This window comes from Chloroflexota bacterium (assembly GCA_026713825.1).
Taxonomy (GTDB): Bacteria; Chloroflexota; Dehalococcoidia; order Lucifugimonadales; family UBA1127; genus UBA1127.
The window spans coordinates 1-19720 of sequence record JAPONS010000033.1; the positions used below are offsets into that span (position 1 = coordinate 1).

A 19720-nucleotide genomic window follows, 5' to 3' on the forward strand; every position below is an offset into this window, starting at 1 on the left:
AGGCGCGCAGGCGTGCAGTCGGGTTCGGGAATCTCCTCCGACAGCATGACCGGCACCCAGAACCGCCGGAACAGCTCGCCCATCGGCGTCCCCGGGCCCGTCCTCACCAAGAGTTCATTCTCTTCCTGTGTCAGCATCAGTCCCCTCTTCCCGTCGTATATCCTCTTGTCTGTCCTTTGGGCGGACGCTGCTGCAAGGCCAGACTCCTCACCTCAACCCACCAAGCCGCTAAAGAAGAACCCCGCAGCTAAAGCTGCGGGGTTTCTCTTTGGGTTCGTTATGCTGGCGCCAAATCCTTCAGCGCTTCCTGCAAGACCTGCATTGCCGGCTTGCCCTTCGGCGCCTGGACGGTACTCCTTCGCACCTTGAAGAGCTCCGGCCGGTGGGGTGCCGCCGGTTCCTGCCCTTCCTGCAGGTCCCGGGCCGCCTTGATGAGCTGGTGCCGGATATGGATGTTCAGCGTGTCCTGGCTCGTCAGCCGTTCCCGCGTCCGGTCCATGATTGGCCCGCCCTGGTCCTCGATCTGGCAGATGTCCTGCAGCGGGAAGTTGTTGATGCCCGAGTAGTTGTAGTCTCGCTGCATTTCCCGGTCGACCAGGTAGTCGTTGGCCTTGTTGGCGACCGGCTTGTACGTTCCCGGGATCTTCTCCGGCACCAGCCACGCGTTGTGCGCCTCCCGGAACTCCTCCAGCAGCGGCTCGTACGGGTTCCACCGCACCCGCAGCACCATGCACGTCACATCGTCGATCGGCACGCGCATCCGCTGATACCCGAGGGGGAACTTACCCCCTCCGAGGTTGTTGTATGAGGGCGAGGGGTCAAAGTTCGGAATGATGAAGTGGTCGATGCTGACCCGCTGCTCTTCTTCTTCGTTGTTCCACACCGTGGCGAAGCTGATGCCGAACTCCGTGTCGACGACAGCCGCCGGCAACCGCACGCGTGAAATGGCGCTGCCGCTGTTGAGCCCCATCTGGACGCCCGGCCCACCCTCGGTCTTGTCCCGGAAGCCGTGGGTGAAATAGAGGTGGCTCGGGTCGTTCTGCCCTTCCATCGACTGGAGCCAGTTGCACTCGCAGACGATCTTCCAGTTCTCCCGGTGGCTCTCCGGGATCGCCGCAAAGTCGAAGTCCGGGAACGGCGGCTGCAGCTCTGCAGGCCCCATGTACGCCCAGATGAACCCACCCTTGTCCAGCGCCGGGTAGGACTTGAGCTTGATCTTGCTCTTGAAGGACTCGCCCTCAGGGATGAAGGGGATGTCCACGCACTGTCCCGTGTAGTCGTACTTCCAGCCGTGGTACAGGCACCGCAGCCCGCTCTCCTCGTTCATCCCGAAGAACAGCGGCGAGAACCGGTGGGCGCAGTAGGCGTCGATGATGCCCACGTTGCCGTCGCTGTCCCTGAACGCGATGAGGTCTTCGTTCAGAACGCGCAGGCGCGCGGGCGTGCAGTCGGGTTCCGGGATCTCCTCCGACAGCATCACCGGCGTCCAGAAACGGCGGAAAAACTCGCCCATCGGGGTCCCGGGCCCCGTCCTGGTCAACAGTTCATTCTCTTCCTGGGTAAGCATATGGTCCTTCCTCCCGTAGCTGAGTCCTACGCTTATGCCTTTGGGCTGACGCTAACATAAAGCCGACCGAGTTACAATACCTCTACTCCATATGGTAATAATTCACATCCGAGGGGATCGAGTCCCCATTTGGCCGAGTCTACGCATTGTCCGCCTCCCTGAACGTCAGGGAGTGTGATACAGTCCTGACACCCAAGGCCCGTGCGCAGAATTCGAAGGGGTCCTTTCAGATAGCGTCGACCTCGCACCGACGGGAGCCACGAGCTGTGCAGAACGAACCCGAAAAAAGCTCCGGGCCTCCCATCCTTACCGCCAAGACATTTCCAATCTATGTCACGTTCTTCGCATGGGGGCTGGGCACCGGTTCCCTTCAGCTAGCCCGCCCTCTCTTCGCCTTCAAGGTCACCGGCGACATCTTTCTTGTCAGCTTCCTCGTGGGCAGCAGCTCCGTCGCCCGCATCATCGCCGGCCCCCTCACCGGCTACCTGACCGACCGCTGGGGCCGCAAGCCGCTGGTGATCGCCGGGGCCGCCCTCCGCGGGCTCACCACGCTGGGCCAGTTCTACACCGAGAGCTACCTTCCCTTCTTCATCCTGGAGTTCATTGGCCAGATGGGCGTCTCCATGTGGACCACCAGCACCGGGGTTCTCGTGGGGGATGTGACCACCCCGGAGAACCGGGGTCGAGTCATGGCGGTGCGCACCATGTCCTCCCGCATCGGATTCGTGGCGGGCCCGGCCATCGCCGGCGCCCTGGCGGTGACCCTGGGGCTCCGCTACGTCTTCCTCTTCAGCACGTTGACCAAGCTCATCAACCTTGGCGTCATGTTCTGGATCTCCGAGTCGCGGCCTGAAGAGGCGCGACAGCGTGCCCAAAAGAAGCAGGAGGAGGAGGACGCCGAGAAGAAGCCCAGCCTTTTGGCATCGCTGTTCCTGACGAAGACCTTCATCGCCCTGGCGCTGGTCACCTTCGGACTGAGCATGATGCAGATGGGCGTCTTCCAGACACTCGTCCCGGTCCACACCCAGGAGGAGGTCGGCCTCAACGAGTTTGAGATCGGCAACCTCGTCAGCTTCGCGAGCATCATCGCGCTGATCGTAGCGTTCCCGAACGGTATGGTCTCCGACCGGTTCGGACGCAAGGCCTCGCTGGTGCCGGGCATGCTGGTCCTGGGCGGCTCGGCCATCCTGCTGGCGATCAGCGGCAACTACCTGGGGATCGTTCTCATGATGCTCCTGTACGGCATCGCCGAGGGCATGGTGCAGGGCTCCACCCAGGTATACGCGGTGGACCTGGCGCCCGCCGACCGTCGAGGGACCGTCGTGGGCGTCTGGTCAATCTTCATGAGCCTGGGCGGGATGGTGACGACCCTGTTGGTGGCGACGCTCTACACGGCTTTCGGCGCAATGATTGCATTCAACGGCGTCGCCGGCTTCCTGATTGCGAGTGCGCTGGTGCTGGCGTTCATGGCAAAGGAAACCGCAGGGCGCCGCAGGCTCGCCGGCCCCTCGTCGGAAACACCTCCACCATCGCCGGAAACCACGTAACCGCCGCTCCCGAACGATGCCGCCACCGCAGGCAGGCTACATGAGCCCAAGCACCTCGATCCGCGGGTAGCCGTTGCCGCCGAGGTTGGTCTCGAGGATGTGGAGCACCGGCGGCGCCTGCCCTGTCGGCGTCAGCGCCAGCATCTCGCGCTGCACGTCCGCTCCAAATGCCGCGTCTCCCACGAACGCCGTCACCTGCGTTACGTTCGCGAAGCTGCCTCCGCCGTCGCGGAACATGGCATCCACGTTCGCGAAGACCATCGCCGTCTGCTCGGCGAGCCCGCCCTCGCGGCTGCCCGTCACCACGCGCGACGACGTCACGAGGCTGCCCGTCAGCGCGCCCATGGACATGGGGTCATTGTGGACGACGCCGGGCACCTCCAGGCACTTCCTCGGGCCCGCACCCACCAGCGCGATCACGTTCGCGGCCATGAGCACGCCCGACGGGAGGGCGCTGGGCACGTACTTGTGCGGAGGACGGTCGTCGGGGTCCGGGTACCACTCCATCCACGGCGGATTGAACTTCAGCCGCTCCGACAACTCCGGCAGGAAGTGGGTGAAGCGTGCCATGTCGTCCAGCCCCAGTCCGTTGACGCTCAGGAAACGCTCCACCTGGCCAAACATCGCGGCAAGCTGGCCGTCGAAGTCCGGGGCGGCCAGCGCGCCGCTGCACGGGTCGACGGGCTCCAGCAACGGCGCAACGACGACGTCCCCGATGCGCGCGCCGGACGGCTTGGCGTTGCCCTCCTCGCACGAGTAAACCTCGACGAACGGCTCGCCGGACGGCCCGCCGATGTCCGGCAGCATCGCCATCATCTCGATGGCGATGCTCATCCGCGACGAGACGACGTTCACGAGCTGGTGCAAGACGGGCCGCGTCGCCGGGTCGGGGAAGCGCTCCTCGAAGATGCGGCGAGCGACCTCCTTGTACGAGTCGTCGCGGCCGAACATGTTGATCTGGACGATGTTGTCCACGCTTCCGCCGGCCAGCCCCACCAGCGTCGTCAGGTTCTCGAGCGTCTGGCGCGCCTCCGCCTCCACGCCGCCCTCGACGATCTCCCCCGTCGTCTGGTCGTTGCCGTGGCAGCGCGACGTGAAGTAGACGTTGCCCACCACCACGCCGGGGTCGCGGGCGTGGACGTTGGGGATGTCGATGCGCGTCCGCTTGCCGCCAACGAGCCCGTAGGCGTCCAGGTGCACCAGATGCCCCTCCGGCAGCGGAGAGATAAGCGCCTTGAGCGCGGGGCGGTCCGCCGCGTCCGGGAAGAGGTTCTCCCACGGCCCGTAGATGGTCTCGCGGTCCTCCATGTCGGTCACGTACGCTGCGCAGCGCACGACGCCGTCGAGGTTGCCGCCCGCCGACTCCATCAGCCGCCGCAGGTGCGAGAGGATGACCCACATCTGCGCCTCGATGCCCGCAGCGGGTGCGCCGGTGACCGGGTCGACGCCCGCCAGCCCGTTCGCGTAGACGACGTCGTTGATGCGCATGCCCAGGGGCCTCGTCGCCCGCGTGTCGGCGGGGTAGATCTCGAAGAACTGCCGGAGTTGCTCAGCCATCAGCAAGCCCCCTTGTACGGGTTTCCTCGTCGATTGACGCCAACACCTCGATCATCACCTGCAGCGCACCGCCGCCATAGCGCAGGTGGTGCAGCACGGGCCGCGTCGCCGCGTCCGGGTAGAGCTGCGTCCACCGGTCGGTGACCAGCGGCAGGTTCGCGGGGTCGGCGACGAATGCGCGTCCCTGCTTGACGTTGCTCCAGTCCATGCCGCCGGTTCTCAGCAGCGCCTCCGTGTTGCGGAACAGGTGCTCCGCCTGCGACTGCACGTCCTCCGGCGGCCGGCCCGTCGTCGGATCGTAGGGCAGCACGCGTGAGGAGAAGAGGTAGGGGCCCATCCGCACGCCGAGGGGGATGGGGTTGGTGTGTGCAACGCCCTCGACGCTGAGCGTCTGCCGCGAGTGTCCCAGCACCGCGAAATAGTCCATGTACACCAGCATGTCGCCGGGGAGGTCGGCCGTCAGGAACTTGTACGTCGGGCGGTCGTTCTCGTCCGGGAAGGCGTCAACCCACGGCGGGTTCATGGCCTCCCGGTCACGGGCGAAGTCCTGGAAGTACATACTGACGTGGGCGATGTTGGCGCGGCTGCCGCCGGCGCTCTCGATGCTGCGGCGCATGTGCTCGTGGGCGAACCGGAGCTGCGCGTCGATGCCGTCGCCGAAGACGCCCGTGTCCGGGTCAGTGCCGACGATGCGGAAGCCGCGCACCAGGTCGCCGGAGCGCACTGCCACGGGCAGCGGGCTGACGCCCTGGTCGCCGAAGACTTCTGTGAGCATGTCGTTGGCCACGTTAGGCCTCGTACTCAGGCGTGTACCGGAACATGGACTCGGCATGCGTAAAACCCTCGCCGAGGGCCTGCAGGCCGATGGCGACGTAGTCCCAGTCGCCCCTGCCCTCGCCGCCGCCACCGCCCGCAACCGCGATGCCGCCGACCATCTTGCCGTCGTAGATGATGGCGTAGCCGCCGGGCAGCGTCGTGAGCATGGGGTCGTTCCAGTCGGCGGGCCCGCGGTGGCCCTCGGCCTGCTGGCGGTCCCAGAATGCGATGATGCCGCTGGTGTCCATGTCGAAGGAGGCCGCGCTGTAGGCCTTCCGCCACGCGGCCTTCATGAACCGGTACGGCCGCCCGTCCATGCGGCACCCCGCGATGAGGTCGCCGTGCTGGTCGACGATGGCGACGGCTAGCTGCGAGCCCCGCTCCTTGGCCTCCGCGATGACGGCCGCGATGACCCGGTTCGCTTCATCCAGACCAAGCCGCTTCTCCACGAGCATAGCGTCACCCTCCGGCGGTGGAATGTGCCGCTAGGCTACCATAGCCATCTACCGCGTCAAGCGGTTGCGAGGGATCGCCGCTGGCAGTACGCTCTGCACGCTTGGGTGGCTACCCCCGTTCTCCCTGACCCCTCACTTCAGCATACCGGCGAATGCCGGTATCCAGAGGGGCTGTGGCAAATCGACCGGAAAGGACTTGGACATGGACAAACCCCTGACCGGCAAGGTGGCGATGGTGACGGGCGGCTCCCGGGGCATTGGGCGCGGCATCGCGCTCTGCCTCGCAGACGAGGGCGCGACGGTCATCGTGTGCGCCCGCAGCGACGACTCGGCCGCCAACCCCTACGGCTCCATCGAGCAGACGGTGCAGGAAGCGCGCGACCTGGGCGGCGAGGCGGTCGCGATGAAGCTCGACGTCACGGACGACGACGAGGTCCGGGATGTCGTCGAGCGCATCCAGCGCGACTTTGGCCGCATGGACATCGTGGTCAACAACGCCGCGCGCATGGGCCAGGGCGGCGGCGACTTCTGGGGCAGCTCGCCGGAGAACCTCGACGCCTACTACCGCACCAACGTCCGCGCGCCATACCTCATCACGACGCTGGTGGGGCCGCACATGGAGGAGCTGGGCGGCGGCGCCATCATCAACGTCACCTCGGCCGGGGCGAGCCTTCCCCCGCCGCCGGGGCCGGACTGGAAGCTCTCGCCCGGCCGGACGTACGTCGGCTACGGCATCACCAAGGCCGCGCTGAACCGATGGGTCGCTGGCGTCGCGGGCGAACTGCGGCTGCGCAACATCGCTATCGTCGCCGTCGACCCTGGCCGGACGGTGGTAGAGCGCAACATCGTCAACCCCATCGCCGGCGTCGACTACACCACGGCCAACTCGCCAGAGGTCACGGGCCGCGCCGTAGCCTACATCTGCCGCGACGCCATGGCCTACACTGGCCGCGTCATAGAGTCCAAAGCGCTCGTCGACGAGCACGGCATCACGATGACCGGCATCGTCCCGCGCAACGCCGCGCGGGCGTAGGGTCCCGAATGCGCCCTCGGTACGCTCCGCTCCAACACACCCTGACACGGCCCCATTGCGCCTAGACTCTTCCCTTCGCTACCCTCGTCCCATGAGCAGCAAAACCAGGGCAGAACATGGTGCGGTGGCACAGTCCCCGACCGGCGCGCGTTTGCGCCCGCTACAGATACGAATTGTTTCCCATATCACAAGTATTCTTCGTAGCTGTACGAATCCTTAACAGCTACGGATTGACTTTCGAAAACAATTCCTCGGCCGCGTGATGCTGCAAAACGGGGAAATCTGGGAATGGAGAAGGGCACCTTGCCCGGAGGCGAGAAGCTACCGCGCCCGCGGGTTCAGCACGTCGTTGAGCGCGTCGCCGAGGAGGTTCCACGCGAACACCAGCAGCCCGACAACGACCACCGGCGGCAGGATGAGGTGCGGCTGGTTGCGCAGGATGGAGACGTCCTGCCCCTCGCGGATCATGCTGCCGAGGCTCGGCACCGGGTGCTGGATGCCGATGCCCAGCCAGCTCAGCACCACCTCGGCCCCCGCGATGGCCCCCATGCCCATCGTGACCACGACGATGACCGGCGGGAGCGCATTCGGCAGCAGGTGCCGCAGGATCAGCCGCGGCGCCGTCGCGCCCGTCGTCCGCGAGGCCTCGACGAAGGGCATCGCCTTCAGTTGGATGACCTGCCCGCGCACCAGCCGAGCCACGCCCACCCAGCTGAACACCGCCAGCGCGCCGAAGACCACGAGGTAGTCGGCGATCCCCCACTGCGCGAGCCCGTAGATGCCCGTCGCGTCCTCCAGCGAGCGCACCCAGTCGAGCACGCGGGGGCGCACCGTCGCCGCCAGCAGGATGACGAGCAGCAGCCCAGGGAAGGCGAGGAAGACCTCGCCAACGCGCATGACGACGGTGTCCACGCGCTTGCCGAAGTAGCCCGCCATCAGCCCCAGCGTGATCCCCAGTGCCAGGCTGCCCGTCGCGACGGCGGTCGCCGTGACGATGAGGTTGGTGCGCAGGCTGTAGATGACGCGGCTCAGGACGTCGCGGCCGACGAAGTCGGTGCCGAGGAGGTGTTCGGCGCTTGGGCCCTCGCGAGCCGCCAGCAGGTCCTGGTCGTCGAAGCCGTAGGGCGCGAGCAACGGCGCGAGGATGCCGCCGCCGTAGAGCAGCACGATCACGGTGATGCCGAACACCGCTTTCGGGCGGCGCAGGAGCTGGAGCGCGGCGCGCACCCACGGCCCCCGCGAGTGCGGTCGGCCCTCGTCCTCCGATGCCCTGGCGTTGCCGGAGGGAGACTGCCGTTCGTCCTGAGGGAAATCGAAGGATGAACGGCGGGCCCCCGGGCCGGCGGCGTTCGGGTCAACGTGCGCCATACGCCCCCAACTCCTGCCGGGTTCTCGGGTCAATGAAGCCGTAAAGCAGGTCGACGAGCATGTTGGCAAACACGAAGGCGGAGGCCACGATGAGCACCAGCGCCATGATGACCGGGTAGTCGCGGCTGAATATGGACTCCACCGCCAGCTTGCCGATGCCCGGGATGCCGAAGATGGTCTCCGTGATGAACGCGCCCTCGACAAGCGTCGCAAGGCTCAGGCCGAGGACGGTGATGAGCGGCGTCAGGGCGTTGCGCAGGACGTGCCGCGCCTGCACCGTCGCCTCCGAGAGCCCCTTGGCGCGCGCCGTGCGGACGTAGTCCTGCCCGAGCACGTCGATGGCGCTCGCCCGCGTCAGCCGCACGACCCCCGCGACGCCCGGAAGCCCCATGACGAGCGCCGGCATGACGATGCTCAGGCTGAAGAGTCCGTCCCACCCGCTGACCGGCAGCAGTCCAAACTGCACGGCGAAGAGCAGGATGAGGAAGGGCGCGGAGATGAAGACGGGCGTCGAGAGAAAGAAGAGCGTCAGGCTCACCAGCGCCGTGTCCAGCCACCGTCCCTGTTGGTACGCGGCAATCAGCCCCAGCGGGATGCCGATGCTCACGGCCAGCAGCATCGCAGCGAGGCCCAGCTGCACCGACACCCACATCCTTGGGAGGATAAGCTCGGCGACGGTGCGCCCGCGGTAGGAGAAGCTGTCGCCGAGGTCGCCGCGCACGACGTCGGCCAAGTACGAGCCGTATTGCACGAAGAAGGGCCGGTCGAGGCCGAGCTGCTCGCGGACGAGGGCCAAGGCCTCCGGCGTTGCGCGCTCGCCGAGGCGCACTTCGGCCGGGTCGCCGGGGCCGTAGTGGCCGAGCACGAACGTCACGAAGCTCACGATCACCAGCAAGACCGGCAACCACAGGAGCCTTCGGACGACAAACGTTGGCATGCGGCCTCTCTCGGGCGCCCAGTGTGGCGGGGCGCCAGGGATGATTCTACTACGCTGACGCCGCTCCATTGCCGCATCGCCTCGCGGCGGATGTATACTGGCGCCGCAGACAGCATTGGGAGGGTATGCCATGGCGGACGTGAGAGTTGAGCAGGACGTGACGGCGGTCTCCGTGGGCGGCCGTGACCTGAAGGTGGACATCTTCTACCCGGGCGACAACGCGAACGGAGCATGCCTGCTGTTCCTGCCCGGCGGCGGTTTCCGGACCGCCAACAAGGCCGGCCTGCACGAGCGGTACGCGCCCCGCATCGCCGAGCAGGGCTACGTCTTCATCGCGACGGAGTACCGCGTGATGGAGGAGGCCATGTGGCCCGCGCAGATCCAGGACGCCAAGGCGCTCATCCGCTGGACGCGCGCCAACGCCGAGCGGCTCGGCATCGACCCGGACCGCATCGTGCTGGGCGGCGCGTCTGCGGGCGGCAACCTGTCGACGCTCGCGGGCGGCACGCAGGGCAACGCGTACTACGAGGGCGACGGCGGCAACGAGGGCGTCAGCAGCGACGTCGCGGCCATTATCGGCGTCTACCCCGTGACCGACGTGACGGAGCGGGCCTACGGTGAGGGGCGGGAGCAGCTCTACGGCGTGAACCCGAGCGCGGACTTCGTGCGCGCCGCGAGCCCCATCCACCAGGTGAACCCCAGCTACCCCCCGACGCTGCTCATCCACGGCACGGGCGACTCGACGGTGCCCTACTCGCACTCGACGAGCCTTTTCGATGCGCTGGAGGCCGTCGGCGTGCCCGTCGAGCTGCACCTGTACGCCAAGCAGGAGCACATCTTCGACCGGGAGCCGGCGTTCGCGGAGTCGGTGTCGGCGGTCATGGCGCTGTTCATGGACCGCTACGTGCCCGCGGCGGTGCCGGCGTAGGGAGGCGGGGCCGGGCTAGCGGCCCTCGATCCAGACGTCCTTGAGCTTGGGGACGATGAGCGGCGTGAGTGCATAGCCCTTGACGTACGGCTTCAGCAGGACGATGTTCTCGCCGCTGAACCAGAGGAGCACCCACGGAACGTCGTCCACGATGAGCTGCTCCGCCTCGTTGTAGAGGGCCTTGCGGGTCTCCCAGTCCTGCTCCACGCGGGCGGCCTCAAGCAGGCGGTCGACCTCGGGGTTGCTGTAGCCGCTCTGGTTCAACTGGCTTTCCGAGTGGAAGAGGATGTCCAGGAAGTCCTGCGGGTCCGGGTAGTCGGCCTGCCAGCCGAGTCCGGCGAAGGCCTGCAGCCGTCCGTCGTTGAGGTCATCCCAGTAGGTGGCGGTCTCCACCTGCTGCAACTCCACCGTCAGCCCCAGCGTGTCCTCCCACATCTCCAGGATCGCCTGCAGGTCCAGGCCCGCCGAGCCGCCGGTGCCCGGGATGGTCACAATGATGCGGGACGCGCTGTCCGCGTACTTCGACTGGGCCAGCAGCTCCTGCGCCTTCACCGGGTCGAAGCCCGGGGCCTGCACGGCCGGGTTGTAGCCCGGGAATTCCGGCGGCAGGATGCCCGTCGCGGGCGCCACCAGCTCCAGCAGCACCCGGTGCGCAATGGTCTCCTTGTCGATGGCATAGGCCAGCGCGCGCCGGAAGTTCACGTCATCGAAGGGCGGCTCCGACAGGTTGAAGCCGATGTAGGCCAGGCTGAACCCCGGCGGCGCGACCACTACCTCGGCGTTCAGCGGCTCCAGCGGGTTGCTGACGCGGTCAAGCTCCGAGAGGCCGACGCCCGTGATGTCAATCTCGCCATTCTCGTACATCGCCATCGCGGAGCCGCCGGAGAGGATGAGCTCCACGCGGTCCAGCAGCGCGGGCCCACGGTAGTAGTGCTCGTTCCGCTCCAGCACGATGATCTGGCCGACGCGGTACTCGGCCAGCTTGAACGGGCCGGTGCCGTTGGGCTTGAACACCCAGTTGTCGCCCTCCGCCTCCAGGTTCTCCTTGTCCAGCACAAAGGACGTGGGGTAGGTGAGCTTGGCGAGGAAGTAGGGCTTTGGCGCGTCAATGGTGATCTCAATGGTGTTGGCGTCGATGACCCGGACGCCGGTGACCTCGTCCGCCTGCCCGGCGAGCTTGGGCAGCACGCCGACGATGTCGTCCAGGTACGCCGAAACCTCCGGCGACTGATACTCGGCATCGGTTGCCCGCTCGAAGGAGTACTTCACGTCCTCGGCGGTGACCGGCTTGCCGTTGTGGAACTTGGCGTCGGAGCGAAGGTGGAAAGTATAGGTCAACCCGTCATCGCTGACGTCCCAGCGCTCGGCCAGGTCCGGCGTCACCTGCAGCGCCGTGTTCAGGGCCACAAGCCCGCTGAACACTTCCACAAGAATGCCCGCCGACGTGGTGTCGCCCGCCTCATGCGGGTCGAGGGTGGGCGGCTCCTGCCACAGTCGTCGGAAGACGCCCTCGCCGCCTGCGCTGCCACTGTCACCTCCGAGGGTCAGGTCGTCGCCGCCCGAGCCGGTGGAGGACGCGGGCTCTTCCTCGCCGCCGCACGCAAGCGTGAGGGCTCCGAGGGCCAGGGCAGCGAACAATACCGTTATGTTGAGCCAACGTCGCATTTCACCTGTCCTGCCAACGTCGATTGTTACCCAAGAGAACGCCGCTAGCCCTCGCCGCCGTTCCCGACCGTGCGCATCAGCTCGGCGCGCAGCAGGCCGTCCAGCTCGCCGTCCAGCACCGCCTGCGGGTCCCGGGTCTCGAAGCCGCTGCGGTGGTCCTTGACCATGCGGTAAGGGTGCAGCACGTAGCTGCGTATCTGGTTGCCCCAGCCGGCCGTGACGTGCGCGCCCTTCAGCCGGGCCTGCTCTTCGGCGCGCAGCAGCTCCTCGCGCTCGATGAGGCGCGCTTGCAGGATCCTCATGGCGACGTCGCGGTTTTGCCCCTGCGAGCGCTCGTTCTGGCAGGTCACCACGATGTCCGTGGGGATGTGGGTGATGCGCACGGCAGTCTCGACTTTCTGCACGTTCTGGCCGCCGTGCCCGCTGGCCCGGAAGGTGTCCACGCGGATGTCCTCGTCGCGAATCTCGATTGCTCCGCTGTCGGCGGGCTCCGGGAGCACCTCCACCAGCGCGAAGGAGGTGTGGCGCATGTGGTCGGCGTCGAAGGGCGAGAGCCGCACCAGCCGGTGGACGCCCCGCTCTACCTTGAGCCAGCCGTAGGCGAAGGGGCCCGTGACCTCGACCATGGCGCTCTTGATGCCCGTCTCCTCACCCGGCGATGTCTCCAGCACAGAGGTGCGGCAGCCCTTTCGCTCCGACCAGCGGAGGTACATGCGCAGGAGCATCTGCGCCCAGTCCTGGGAGTCGGACCCGCCGGCCCCCGCGTGAATGGCGAAGATGGCGTTCTGGTCGTCGTGCGGGCCTGAGAAGACGAGCTCGAACTCCATGTCGGCCACCCTGGCGGCAAGCTCCGCCGTCTCCCGGCCGATGTCCTCGGTCAGGTCGGAGTCGCCTTCGTGCAGGCTCATGGTAACGAGTTCGGCCAAGCCGGCCGCTTGCGCCTCGACGCCCCGCCACGCGTCAATCTCCTGCCCCAGCGTCGACAACCGTTGCATGACGCCCTGCGCGCGCATTGGGTTGTCCCAGAATGCCGCCGCCGAGGACTGCCCGTGAAGCCGGGTTACTTCCTGCTCTTTGCCGGTAACGTCAAAGACGCTCCAGGAGATAGGAGATTCTCCCTTGAAGCGACTCGATTTGTGACCGCAGGTCCAGCATCCCAGCCCTCTCCCAGCCTGTTTTCATTGTCCGCACCGTTGCGACTGTTGGCGCGACGGCGCTGCTCCACTCTCAATGATACCGTAAAAGCCCTCCGCGAATCTGCCCGCTGCGGCAAAGTGTGCAAGCCGGGTCGGCTCGGGGACGCGGTAACGGCCGCAGCAGGTGAGCGCGAAGGCTATAGCCCCGTCCAGAGTTACGCGGTGCCCGACGGAGACGTAGATGGGCGAAACGCCCGTCCTCGACCGCACGGCAGCTCCGACGACCTCGCCCCTGTCGACGAGCGGCGCCGAGCTTCCACGCTCCTCGCCCAACTCCTCGAAGCGGCCGAGCAGGCGCGACTTGGCGCAGCCGATGGTCGGGACGCCGGCTGTCAGCCCCAGGTGGCAGGCCAGCCCGAATCGCCGCGGATGCGCCATGCCCTGCCCGTCGACGAGAATGACGTCCGGCACAGTCTCCAGTCGTTCGAGGGCGTCGGAAACGGCGGGAACCTCGCGGAAGGCGAGGTAGCCGGGGATGTAGGGCACGGGGGGCTTGTCGCGCCCGACGCGGACCTCGGCGAGCGTCAGCTCGGGCCAGCGGAGCACGGCGACGGCGCCGCGCACCCAGCCGTCGGCGTCGGGCGGCGAGACGTCCACGCCGGCGACGTAGCGGGGCAAAGCGGGGATGTCGTTGTGGGTGGAGACCATGCCGGCGAGGGCCTGCTGCAGGGCCTTCGCGGCCTCTAGAGTGCCCGGCCAATCGTATGTGGCTGCCAGCTTCACGCAGCTAGTATATCAACTTGACATGCAAGCTGAGCGCCACCTACCATGAAGGCACGCCGAGGTAGCTCAGCGGTAGAGCAACGGACTGAAAATCCGTGTGTCGGCAGTTCGATCCTGCCCCTCGGCACGCTCCCTGTTTGCCCCTTGGTTTGAGTCACGCTTCACGCATCCAACCGCAGTGTTCCTGAACCACTCTTAGACAGCGCAGGCGGGCGGCAAACACTGAGGTCTCCAGCATTGGTCAGCAACACAAAGGGTGTCGTTGCCTTCGTCCTCCTCGCCTACGGGTTAGCATGGACTCTGTGGGAGGCCGTGCTGCTGCTGGGCCTGCCCGCCGACAACCCCGTCTTTCAGCTTGCAATCCTGCCGGGCGCCATGGCTCCGGCGGCTGCCGCAGTCGTTGTGCGGAAGTGGGTAACCCGAGAGGGGTTTGCGGACGCAGGGTTCCGGCTGAACCTGGTCCACTGGCGTTACTACGCCGCCGGGTGGACCATGCCCCTCTTTGTAGTCACGGCGATTGTGCTCTTGACCGTGGCCTTCGGCGTCAGCGACCCGGACTTTACCCTCGACCGCGCCCTGCGCGAGCTGGCGCCCGAGGGCACGGAAGTATTCGAGTTGCCAACGGGCATCTTCGCGGTTGTGGTCGTGCAGGTGATGGTCTCCGCCGTTTTCGTCACACCCATCCTGTTCGGCGAGGAGTTCGGCTGGCGCGGCTACCTGCAGCCACGGTTATTCTGCGACCGGCCGCTGCTGGGCGCCGTCGCGACCGGCATCATCTGGTCGCTCTGGCACCTGCCCATCAACCTGCGAGGCTACAACTTCCCTGACGACCCGCTGCTGGGCATGTGCGTCTTCACGGGAAGCGCGATCATGCTGTCCATCATCTTCGGCTGGCTCCGCGCGAGGACAGGGAGCATCTGGGCGGCCAGTCTTGGGCACTCCGCGACGAACGCCATCGGAGGCGGCCTGACGCTGTTCCTCTTTCTCGGAGCCCCGAACTGGCTGTTCGTCAGCTACGTGGGCATCCTCGGATGGGTACCGTTGGGCGCGATTTGCGTATGGATAGTGCTGACCGGACAGCTCGACGGCAAGGGTCCCGGACAAGCCGAACAGACCACACTCAATCCGCCGAAGACCATCGACCCCGATACCGGGGTGTAAACAGCCTAGCCCCCCGGATTTACCCCACCAGCTTCAGCTTGCGGAAGCACCGGAACGTCTGCGGCGGGGCCAGGCGCCGGCCGTAGACCGTGTGCGACACCTCTCCCACGTACAGGTTCCCCTTCGAGTCCACCCCGAAGCCGTGCGGCGCGATGAACTGCGTCGGGCCGTCGCCGAGCAAGGGGTCGCCGATGCGGGCGAGGCGCTCGCCCTTGTTCGTGAAGGCGTTGAGCCGGTGGCCCACCATCGGGTAGTCGGCCAGGTCCGGCTCCATGAGCATCTCGCCCACATAGATGATGCCCTTCTGGTCCATACAGAGGGCCTGGGGCCGGTAGATGTTCTGCCAGATGGCCTGCAAGTTGCCGTTGCGGTCGAAGACCTGCAGACGGTAGTTCTCCCGGTCGGTGACGTAGACGTTCTCGTCGCTGTCCACCACGACGTTGTGCGGGATCTGGAACTCCCCCGGCTCCACGCCCGGCGCCCCCCACGACACGATGTGCTTGCCCTCGGCCGTGTAGCGGTGGACGCGGCTGTTGCCGTAGCCGTCGGTTATGTAGATGTCTCCGGTGTTGGGGGACACCGCCATGTTGGTGGGGCGGTGGAACGGGGTGCCGCTCCACTTCTCGGCCGCCTGGTTCTCATCGCCGATGACCATGACCAGCACGCCCTCGGTGGTGTACCTCTTGATGCAGTGCTGGCTGTCGTTGACGGTGTAGATGAAGTTGTCCGGGCTGCAGTGGATGCCGTGGGCGCGCTGGTCGAACTCGCCCTCGCCCCAGGAGCGGACGAAGTTGCCGTCCTTGTCCAACACGATGACAGGGTGGGCGCCCCGGTTGAGGATGTAGACGTTGTCGTCCTTGTCGACAGTGACGCCGGAGGCATCCGGGAATTCGTATCCGGCCGGGATTTTGTCCCAGCCCTCCTCGGTCTCGTAGGTGAAGCGGTCGACGCCAATCCGATCGGCCATGGCGGCCTCCTTCTGCGTGTTCGCCGCCCTCGCGAAGGCGGCCCGGTGGGTGTGGCAAGACTATAGTTGCGGAGACACCCAAGGGCAAGCGTGGGAGCCGCAGAATCGTTGACAGCCATCGCGGGCGCTGGCTACACTTGCCCTATAAACACACCTTGCTATGGCGCGGTGCGCCAATGGCGTCGGAAGGGAGCAACACATGGCAATCGAAATCACTGAGGAAATGGTGGAAGGCGTAAACACCGCGTTGGCCAACCGGGTGCCCTGCATCCTGGCCACCGCCGGCAGCGACGGCTGGCCCAGCATGGGCTACCGCGGCAGCATGATGGTCTTCGACGACACCAGCCTGGCTTTCTGGGAGCGCTCCTACAAGGACGGGATCGCCCACATCAAGGAGAACCCGCAGGTGTTGGTGATGTTCCGAAACCCGGAGACGCGCCAGGCCTGGAAGTTCTACGGCACCGCCACCATCCACGAGGACGGCGACACCCGGGAAGCCGTGTGGGGCAAGACCGTGGAGCAGGAGCGCAACGCGGACCCGGAGAAGAAGGGCTACGGCGTGGTGATCGCACTCGACCGGATCACCAACTACGGCGGCGCCGTCATGTCAGAGAAGTAGCCCACCCATAGCTGATTGACAGTACCTACGATATTCCCATATCGAACACCTGGGTCCGGGAGTATCGTAGGTATTGTTCTGTAATGAAGTTGAGCGCCTTGCGCGCCACTGCAAAGTTGTCCCGCAGCAGCTCCATCGGCTCCGCCATTCCCGCGGCGTGGGCCGTCGGGTGCTCCATGGCCGTCCCGTAGTGACGGCGGCCGATCTCCGCGTATTCCTCCACCGTCCTTCGCCCTCGACGCCCTGGCCGCATCCCGCGCTGCGCCGCCTGCGCTGCGCTGTTGGGGAAGATGCCGAGGATGAACAGGCAAACGTCCGCGATGCGCTTGAAGTACCGGAACCGGTGCTCCTCGTCCACCGACGCGGCCAGCCTGCCCAGGCTGTCGATGTCCATGTCATTGAAGCGCACCCTGCGCCACGTGCCGCGCCGGACGCGGACTGGCATGACGTAGCTCTCGACGCGCGTGAACGACGCCAGCATGGCCGCAAGGTAGTCGGTCACCGTGGGCTTTCCAAGGAAGCCGCTGACGTCGTCGGTATCGAAGACCACCACCGTGTCGGCGCCGGAGCGCTCCAGAGTGTGGCTGACCTGGCCCAGGTCCTTCTGCGCGCGGCGCAGCAGCACGCCGAAGTAGAGGACGGGCGAGATGCGGAGTAGTTCTTCGTCCGAGGCTGCCGCCTTGGAGAAGACGCGGCCGTCAGCGAGGGCAGCGTCGCGAAAACTGGGATCGCTGCGCACGAGCTGCTTGAGACGCTCCGGGTCGAGGCCGCCCGCTTCCACTTCGTCGACGACGAAGCGCAGATCGGCCTCCGTCAGCTCCAGTTCGTGGCGGCCGGGTTCCACCAACATTCACCTGCGTCGATTGGTATAGGGGAGACGCCGGTGCCCCCGCGATGCACTAGCATACCAGAGGCGTCCAGCATTGCCCTGAGTCGAGAGGGCAAGCGGCCCGCCCTCCGGTCAAGGAGAACGGGCCGCCGCCACCTTGGTCGCTACCGGTGGCTAGGCGAGGTTGACCGTGCTGGGCGCGAAGACGTCCTCCACGGCGACCCTGTTCGGGATGACCTTCTGGTCCAGGCAGGCCTGGATGATGGCCTCCATCGTGGTGCGGTTGGCCTCGATGCCGTAGGGGAGCGGGTCGCCACCGACGTCCGCGCCGTTGCGCACCAGGGCCTGGTCGGCGTCCGACAGGTCCACGCCCGCATCGAGCTTGGCGATGTAGGAAGCCTTGGCCGTCTTGAAGGTGTTGTACAGCTCCTCTGCCAGCCACGGGTTTGCCGCGAGGTGCTCGTCCTTGACGACGACGGTGTGGTTGATGGGGTAGACGCCGGTGTCGTTGAAGAACTTGACCGCCGCGTCGCGTGCGCCGCCGATGAGGGGCTTCACGTCCTCGGAGTCCACGTTGCCGACGCCGATTCCCGCCGCAAGCTCGCCGGAGGCCAGCATGTCGGGCAGGCTTGAGCCCTCCGGGGCGGGCTGCACGTTCGGTGGGTACTCGTACTCGGCCACGTGCTCGTCGCCTGCGAGAACCCATGTGATCTTGTCGATATCCACGCCGTAGCCCTGCGCCAGGATCCCGCGCACCCAGACGCCGGTGGTCACCGTCCACCCTCGAACGCCGACCTTCTTGCCCTCGAGGTCCTTGGGGCTGGAGACGCCGGCCTTGGTGTTGTGGACGATGGCCCCGTGGTGGAAGCCGCGCACAGGGAAGATCGGGATCGCCGTAATGGGCTTGTTGAACGACTTGGCGCAGAGGTACGTGGAGATCGCCATCTCTGAGACGTCGAACTCCAGGCCGCGGATCATGCGCCGGAAGGCGTTGATGATGGGGCTGACCTCCACCCATTCGAGGGCTAGCTGGTCATTGTTCAGTGCGCCATCAACGATGTCCTTGGTGTGGCCGTAATTCCCGGTGGCGGTCGTCAGTGTGAGGGCCATGGTTATTCCTCCTTCGCAGCATGGGACAAGGGCAAGTGTTCAGGCCTTGCCCTTGTGTAGCAGAAACGCAGTATGGGGTCAACCCGCAGGCTTGCGGGCACAAGCCTGCCCGCTCGTTTACAGCCGACTACGGTTTGGCCCATACTACAAGCAATCTACTGGCAATACTGTCTGAAGGAAGTGTCCCATGATCGTGGTCATGCAACAGGGCTGCACCGACGAGCAGATCGAGCGAGTGCAGGAGGCCATCGAGAGCAAGCCGGGCTTCAAGGCGCCCGTTTGGCGCGGCGAGGAACGCTCCGTCATCGGTGTCATCGGCAGCATCTACCCGGAGTTGCAGTCGGAGTTGGAGCTGCTCCCCGGTGTGGTGCAGGTGTTGCGAGTCTCGAAGCCGTACAAACTGGCTGGACGGGAGTTTCACCCCGACGACACGCGGATCACCGTCAGGGACGTGACCATCGGCGGCAATGAGATGGTAGTGATGGCGGGCCCGTGCTCCGTGGAGGGCGAGGAGCAGCTTCTCTCGACGGCGCGCATTGCGAAGGAATCAGGGGCCCGCATCCTCAGGGGCGGCGCGTTCAAGCCGAGGTCGTCGCCGTACAGCTTCCGCGGCATGGGCGTCGAGGGACTCAAGCTCCTGGCGGAGGCGCGCGACGAGACGGGGCTCCCCGTGGTCACAGAGGTGATGACGGCGGAGGACGTCGAGGTCGTCGCGGAGTACGCCGACATCCTGCAGGTTGGCGCACGGAACGTTCAGAACTTCATCCTCCTGGACGAGGTGGGCAAGTTGCGCAAGCCCGTGCTGCTGAAGCGCGGTTTCGCCACCACGTACGAGGAGTTGCTCCTCTCCGCCGAGTACATCATGGCCGGGGGCAACAGCGAGGTCATCCTCTGCGAACGGGGCATCCGCACGTTTGAGGAGTACACCCGCAACACCCTTGACCTTGCGGCCATTCCCGTCATCAAGCGGCTGAGCCACCTGCCCATCGTCGCGGACCCCAGCCACGGGACAGGGCGCTGGCACCTGGTGCCGTCGATGGCGCTGGCCGCTGTGGCCGCGGGCTGCCACGGCCTCATCATCGAGGTGCACCCGAACCCGGACAAGGCGTTGTCGGACGGGCCGCAGTCGTTGACCTTCGAGAATTTCCAGACCCTGATGAACGGCATCCGCGCCGTCGCCGACGCGATTGGCCGCGAGGTGGCGCCGCCCGTGGAGGCGGCCGCCGGGGGCTAGCGTTTGTA

At 66.3% G+C, this 19720-nt stretch carries 19 protein-coding genes and 1 tRNA gene; 7 read left to right on the forward strand and 13 right to left on the reverse strand.

Annotated features, from left to right (window positions below; all coding sequences use genetic code 11):
• Nucleotides 1–137 (reverse strand): aromatic ring-hydroxylating dioxygenase subunit alpha (locus tag OXC99_03875; GenBank protein ID MCY4624127.1); only part of this gene is annotated, 137 nt, incomplete at its 3' end.
• 140 nt (nt 138–277) lie between these two features.
• Nucleotides 278–1567 carry a Rieske 2Fe-2S domain-containing protein gene (locus OXC99_03880; protein MCY4624128.1) on the reverse strand — a complete coding sequence of 430 codons (1290 nt, stop codon included), beginning with the start codon at nt 1565–1567 and terminating at the stop codon, nt 278–280.
• A gap of 266 nt (nt 1568–1833) precedes the next feature.
• Here OXC99_03880 and OXC99_03885 point away from each other — a divergent pair, with 266 nt between their 5' ends.
• A complete protein-coding gene (locus OXC99_03885; GenBank protein ID MCY4624129.1) occupies nt 1834–3114 on the forward strand; it encodes an MFS transporter in 1281 nt (426 codons plus the stop codon).
• A 36-nt stretch (nt 3115–3150) separates the two neighbouring features.
• Here OXC99_03885 and OXC99_03890 read toward each other — a convergent pair whose 3' ends face one another.
• From OXC99_03890 to OXC99_03900, 3 genes are read right to left on the reverse strand one after another with little or no spacing between them, the layout of a single operon-like run.
• The gene (locus OXC99_03890) at nt 3151–4671 is read right to left on the reverse strand and encodes a Rid family hydrolase (protein MCY4624130.1); all 1521 of its coding nucleotides are present in this window, start codon (nt 4669–4671) and stop codon (nt 3151–3153) included.
• Entirely contained in the window at nt 4664–5458 is a 795-nt protein-coding gene (locus OXC99_03895; GenBank protein MCY4624131.1) for a hypothetical protein, read from the reverse strand. Before OXC99_03895 ends, OXC99_03890 begins: the two co-directional genes overlap by 8 nt.
• Before the next feature lies 1 nt (nt 5459).
• Nucleotides 5460–5942, reverse strand: coding sequence for a heme-binding protein (locus OXC99_03900; protein ID MCY4624132.1), 483 nt, complete (start codon nt 5940–5942; stop codon nt 5460–5462).
• Nucleotides 5943–6144: 202 nt separating this feature from the next.
• On the opposite strand from OXC99_03900, the gene OXC99_03905 reads away from it, so the two are divergent.
• The gene (locus tag OXC99_03905) at nt 6145–6975 is read left to right on the forward strand and encodes an SDR family NAD(P)-dependent oxidoreductase (protein ID MCY4624133.1); all 831 of its coding nucleotides are present in this window, start codon (nt 6145–6147) and stop codon (nt 6973–6975) included.
• Nucleotides 6976–7296: 321 nt separating this feature from the next.
• Here OXC99_03905 and OXC99_03910 read toward each other — a convergent pair whose 3' ends face one another.
• A complete protein-coding gene (locus OXC99_03910) occupies nt 7297–8343 on the reverse strand; it encodes an ABC transporter permease (GenBank protein ID MCY4624134.1) in 1047 nt (348 codons plus the stop codon).
• On the reverse strand, nt 8330–9280 hold the full coding sequence (locus tag OXC99_03915) for an ABC transporter permease (GenBank protein MCY4624135.1): 951 nt from the start codon (nt 9278–9280) through the stop codon (nt 8330–8332). Before OXC99_03915 ends, OXC99_03910 begins: the two co-directional genes overlap by 14 nt.
• Nucleotides 9281–9410: 130 nt before the next feature.
• Between OXC99_03915 and OXC99_03920 the strand changes: the two genes are divergently transcribed.
• Nucleotides 9411–10208: an alpha/beta hydrolase gene (locus OXC99_03920; protein ID MCY4624136.1), complete on the forward strand. Its 798-nt coding sequence runs from the start codon at nt 9411–9413 to the stop codon at nt 10206–10208.
• A 15-nt stretch (nt 10209–10223) separates the two neighbouring features.
• Here OXC99_03920 and OXC99_03925 read toward each other — a convergent pair whose 3' ends face one another.
• The 3 genes from OXC99_03925 to nfi all read right to left on the reverse strand — a co-directional run bounded on the left by OXC99_03925 (nt 10224) and on the right by nfi (nt 13792).
• Nucleotides 10224–11873 (reverse strand): peptide ABC transporter substrate-binding protein, encoded by a 1650-nt coding sequence (locus OXC99_03925; GenBank protein MCY4624137.1) that lies wholly within the window; start codon nt 11871–11873, stop codon nt 10224–10226.
• A 44-nt stretch (nt 11874–11917) separates the two neighbouring features.
• A protein-coding gene (gene prfB, locus OXC99_03930) for a peptide chain release factor 2 (GenBank protein ID MCY4624138.1) occupies nt 11918–13028 on the reverse strand; the annotation gives its coding sequence in 2 pieces (ribosomal slippage) (nt 11918–12961 and nt 12963–13028; 1110 coding nt in all).
• Between the two features lie 23 nt (nt 13029–13051).
• Complete coding sequence (nfi, locus tag OXC99_03935; protein MCY4624139.1) at nt 13052–13792, reverse strand: deoxyribonuclease V; 741 nt, start codon at nt 13790–13792, stop codon at nt 13052–13054.
• 55 nt (nt 13793–13847) lie between these two features.
• Between nfi and OXC99_03940 the strand changes: the two genes are divergently transcribed.
• Both OXC99_03940 and OXC99_03945 read left to right on the forward strand, forming a co-directional pair.
• Nucleotides 13848–13919, forward strand: a tRNA-Phe gene (locus OXC99_03940).
• A 110-nt stretch (nt 13920–14029) separates the two neighbouring features.
• Nucleotides 14030–14953 carry a CPBP family intramembrane metalloprotease gene (locus OXC99_03945; GenBank protein ID MCY4624140.1) on the forward strand — a complete coding sequence of 308 codons (924 nt, stop codon included), beginning with the start codon at nt 14030–14032 and terminating at the stop codon, nt 14951–14953.
• Between the two features lie 19 nt (nt 14954–14972).
• On the opposite strand, the gene OXC99_03950 is transcribed toward OXC99_03945, so the two are convergent.
• Entirely contained in the window at nt 14973–15920 is a 948-nt protein-coding gene (locus OXC99_03950) for a peptidyl-alpha-hydroxyglycine alpha-amidating lyase family protein (GenBank protein ID MCY4624141.1), read from the reverse strand.
• 199 nt (nt 15921–16119) lie between these two features.
• On the opposite strand from OXC99_03950, the gene OXC99_03955 reads away from it, so the two are divergent.
• Nucleotides 16120–16539: a pyridoxamine 5'-phosphate oxidase family protein gene (locus OXC99_03955; GenBank protein MCY4624142.1), complete on the forward strand. Its 420-nt coding sequence runs from the start codon at nt 16120–16122 to the stop codon at nt 16537–16539.
• 25 nt (nt 16540–16564) lie between these two features.
• Here the strand turns inward: OXC99_03955 and OXC99_03960 are convergent, their stop codons facing one another.
• Complete coding sequence (locus tag OXC99_03960; GenBank protein ID MCY4624143.1) at nt 16565–17389, reverse strand: hypothetical protein; 825 nt, start codon at nt 17387–17389, stop codon at nt 16565–16567.
• Nucleotides 17390–17542: 153 nt separating this feature from the next.
• A complete protein-coding gene (locus tag OXC99_03965) occupies nt 17543–18478 on the reverse strand; it encodes an ABC transporter substrate-binding protein (protein ID MCY4624144.1) in 936 nt (311 codons plus the stop codon).
• Between the two features lie 187 nt (nt 18479–18665).
• On the opposite strand from OXC99_03965, the gene aroF reads away from it, so the two are divergent.
• Nucleotides 18666–19712, forward strand: coding sequence for a 3-deoxy-7-phosphoheptulonate synthase (aroF, locus tag OXC99_03970; protein MCY4624145.1), 1047 nt, complete (start codon nt 18666–18668; stop codon nt 19710–19712).
• The last annotated feature ends 8 nt before the right edge of the window (nt 19713–19720 follow it).

What these genes read in the sequence shown, in the direction of transcription:
- OXC99_03880 (MCY4624128.1), bottom strand. Translation starts at nt 1,567, where the DNA reads ATGCTTACCCAGGAAGAGAATGAACTGTTGACCAGGACGGGGCCCGGG.
- OXC99_03915 (MCY4624135.1), bottom strand. Translation starts at nt 9,280, where the DNA reads ATGCCAACGTTTGTCGTCCGAAGGCTCCTGTGGTTGCCGGTCTTGCTG.
- OXC99_03955 (MCY4624142.1), top strand. Translation starts at nt 16,120, where the DNA reads ATGGCAATCGAAATCACTGAGGAAATGGTGGAAGGCGTAAACACCGCG.
- OXC99_03910 (MCY4624134.1), bottom strand. Translation starts at nt 8,343, where the DNA reads ATGGCGCACGTTGACCCGAACGCCGCCGGCCCGGGGGCCCGCCGTTCA.
- aroF (MCY4624145.1), top strand. Translation starts at nt 18,666, where the DNA reads ATGATCGTGGTCATGCAACAGGGCTGCACCGACGAGCAGATCGAGCGA.
- OXC99_03925 (MCY4624137.1), bottom strand. Translation starts at nt 11,873, where the DNA reads ATGCGACGTTGGCTCAACATAACGGTATTGTTCGCTGCCCTGGCCCTC.
- OXC99_03960 (MCY4624143.1), bottom strand. Translation starts at nt 17,389, where the DNA reads ATGTTGGTGGAACCCGGCCGCCACGAACTGGAGCTGACGGAGGCCGAT.
- OXC99_03905 (MCY4624133.1), top strand. Translation starts at nt 6,145, where the DNA reads ATGGACAAACCCCTGACCGGCAAGGTGGCGATGGTGACGGGCGGCTCC.
- OXC99_03965 (MCY4624144.1), bottom strand. Translation starts at nt 18,478, where the DNA reads ATGGCCCTCACACTGACGACCGCCACCGGGAATTACGGCCACACCAAG.
- OXC99_03900 (MCY4624132.1), bottom strand. Translation starts at nt 5,942, where the DNA reads ATGCTCGTGGAGAAGCGGCTTGGTCTGGATGAAGCGAACCGGGTCATC.
- OXC99_03920 (MCY4624136.1), top strand. Translation starts at nt 9,411, where the DNA reads ATGGCGGACGTGAGAGTTGAGCAGGACGTGACGGCGGTCTCCGTGGGC.
- OXC99_03890 (MCY4624130.1), bottom strand. Translation starts at nt 4,671, where the DNA reads ATGGCTGAGCAACTCCGGCAGTTCTTCGAGATCTACCCCGCCGACACG.
- OXC99_03950 (MCY4624141.1), bottom strand. Translation starts at nt 15,920, where the DNA reads ATGGCCGATCGGATTGGCGTCGACCGCTTCACCTACGAGACCGAGGAG.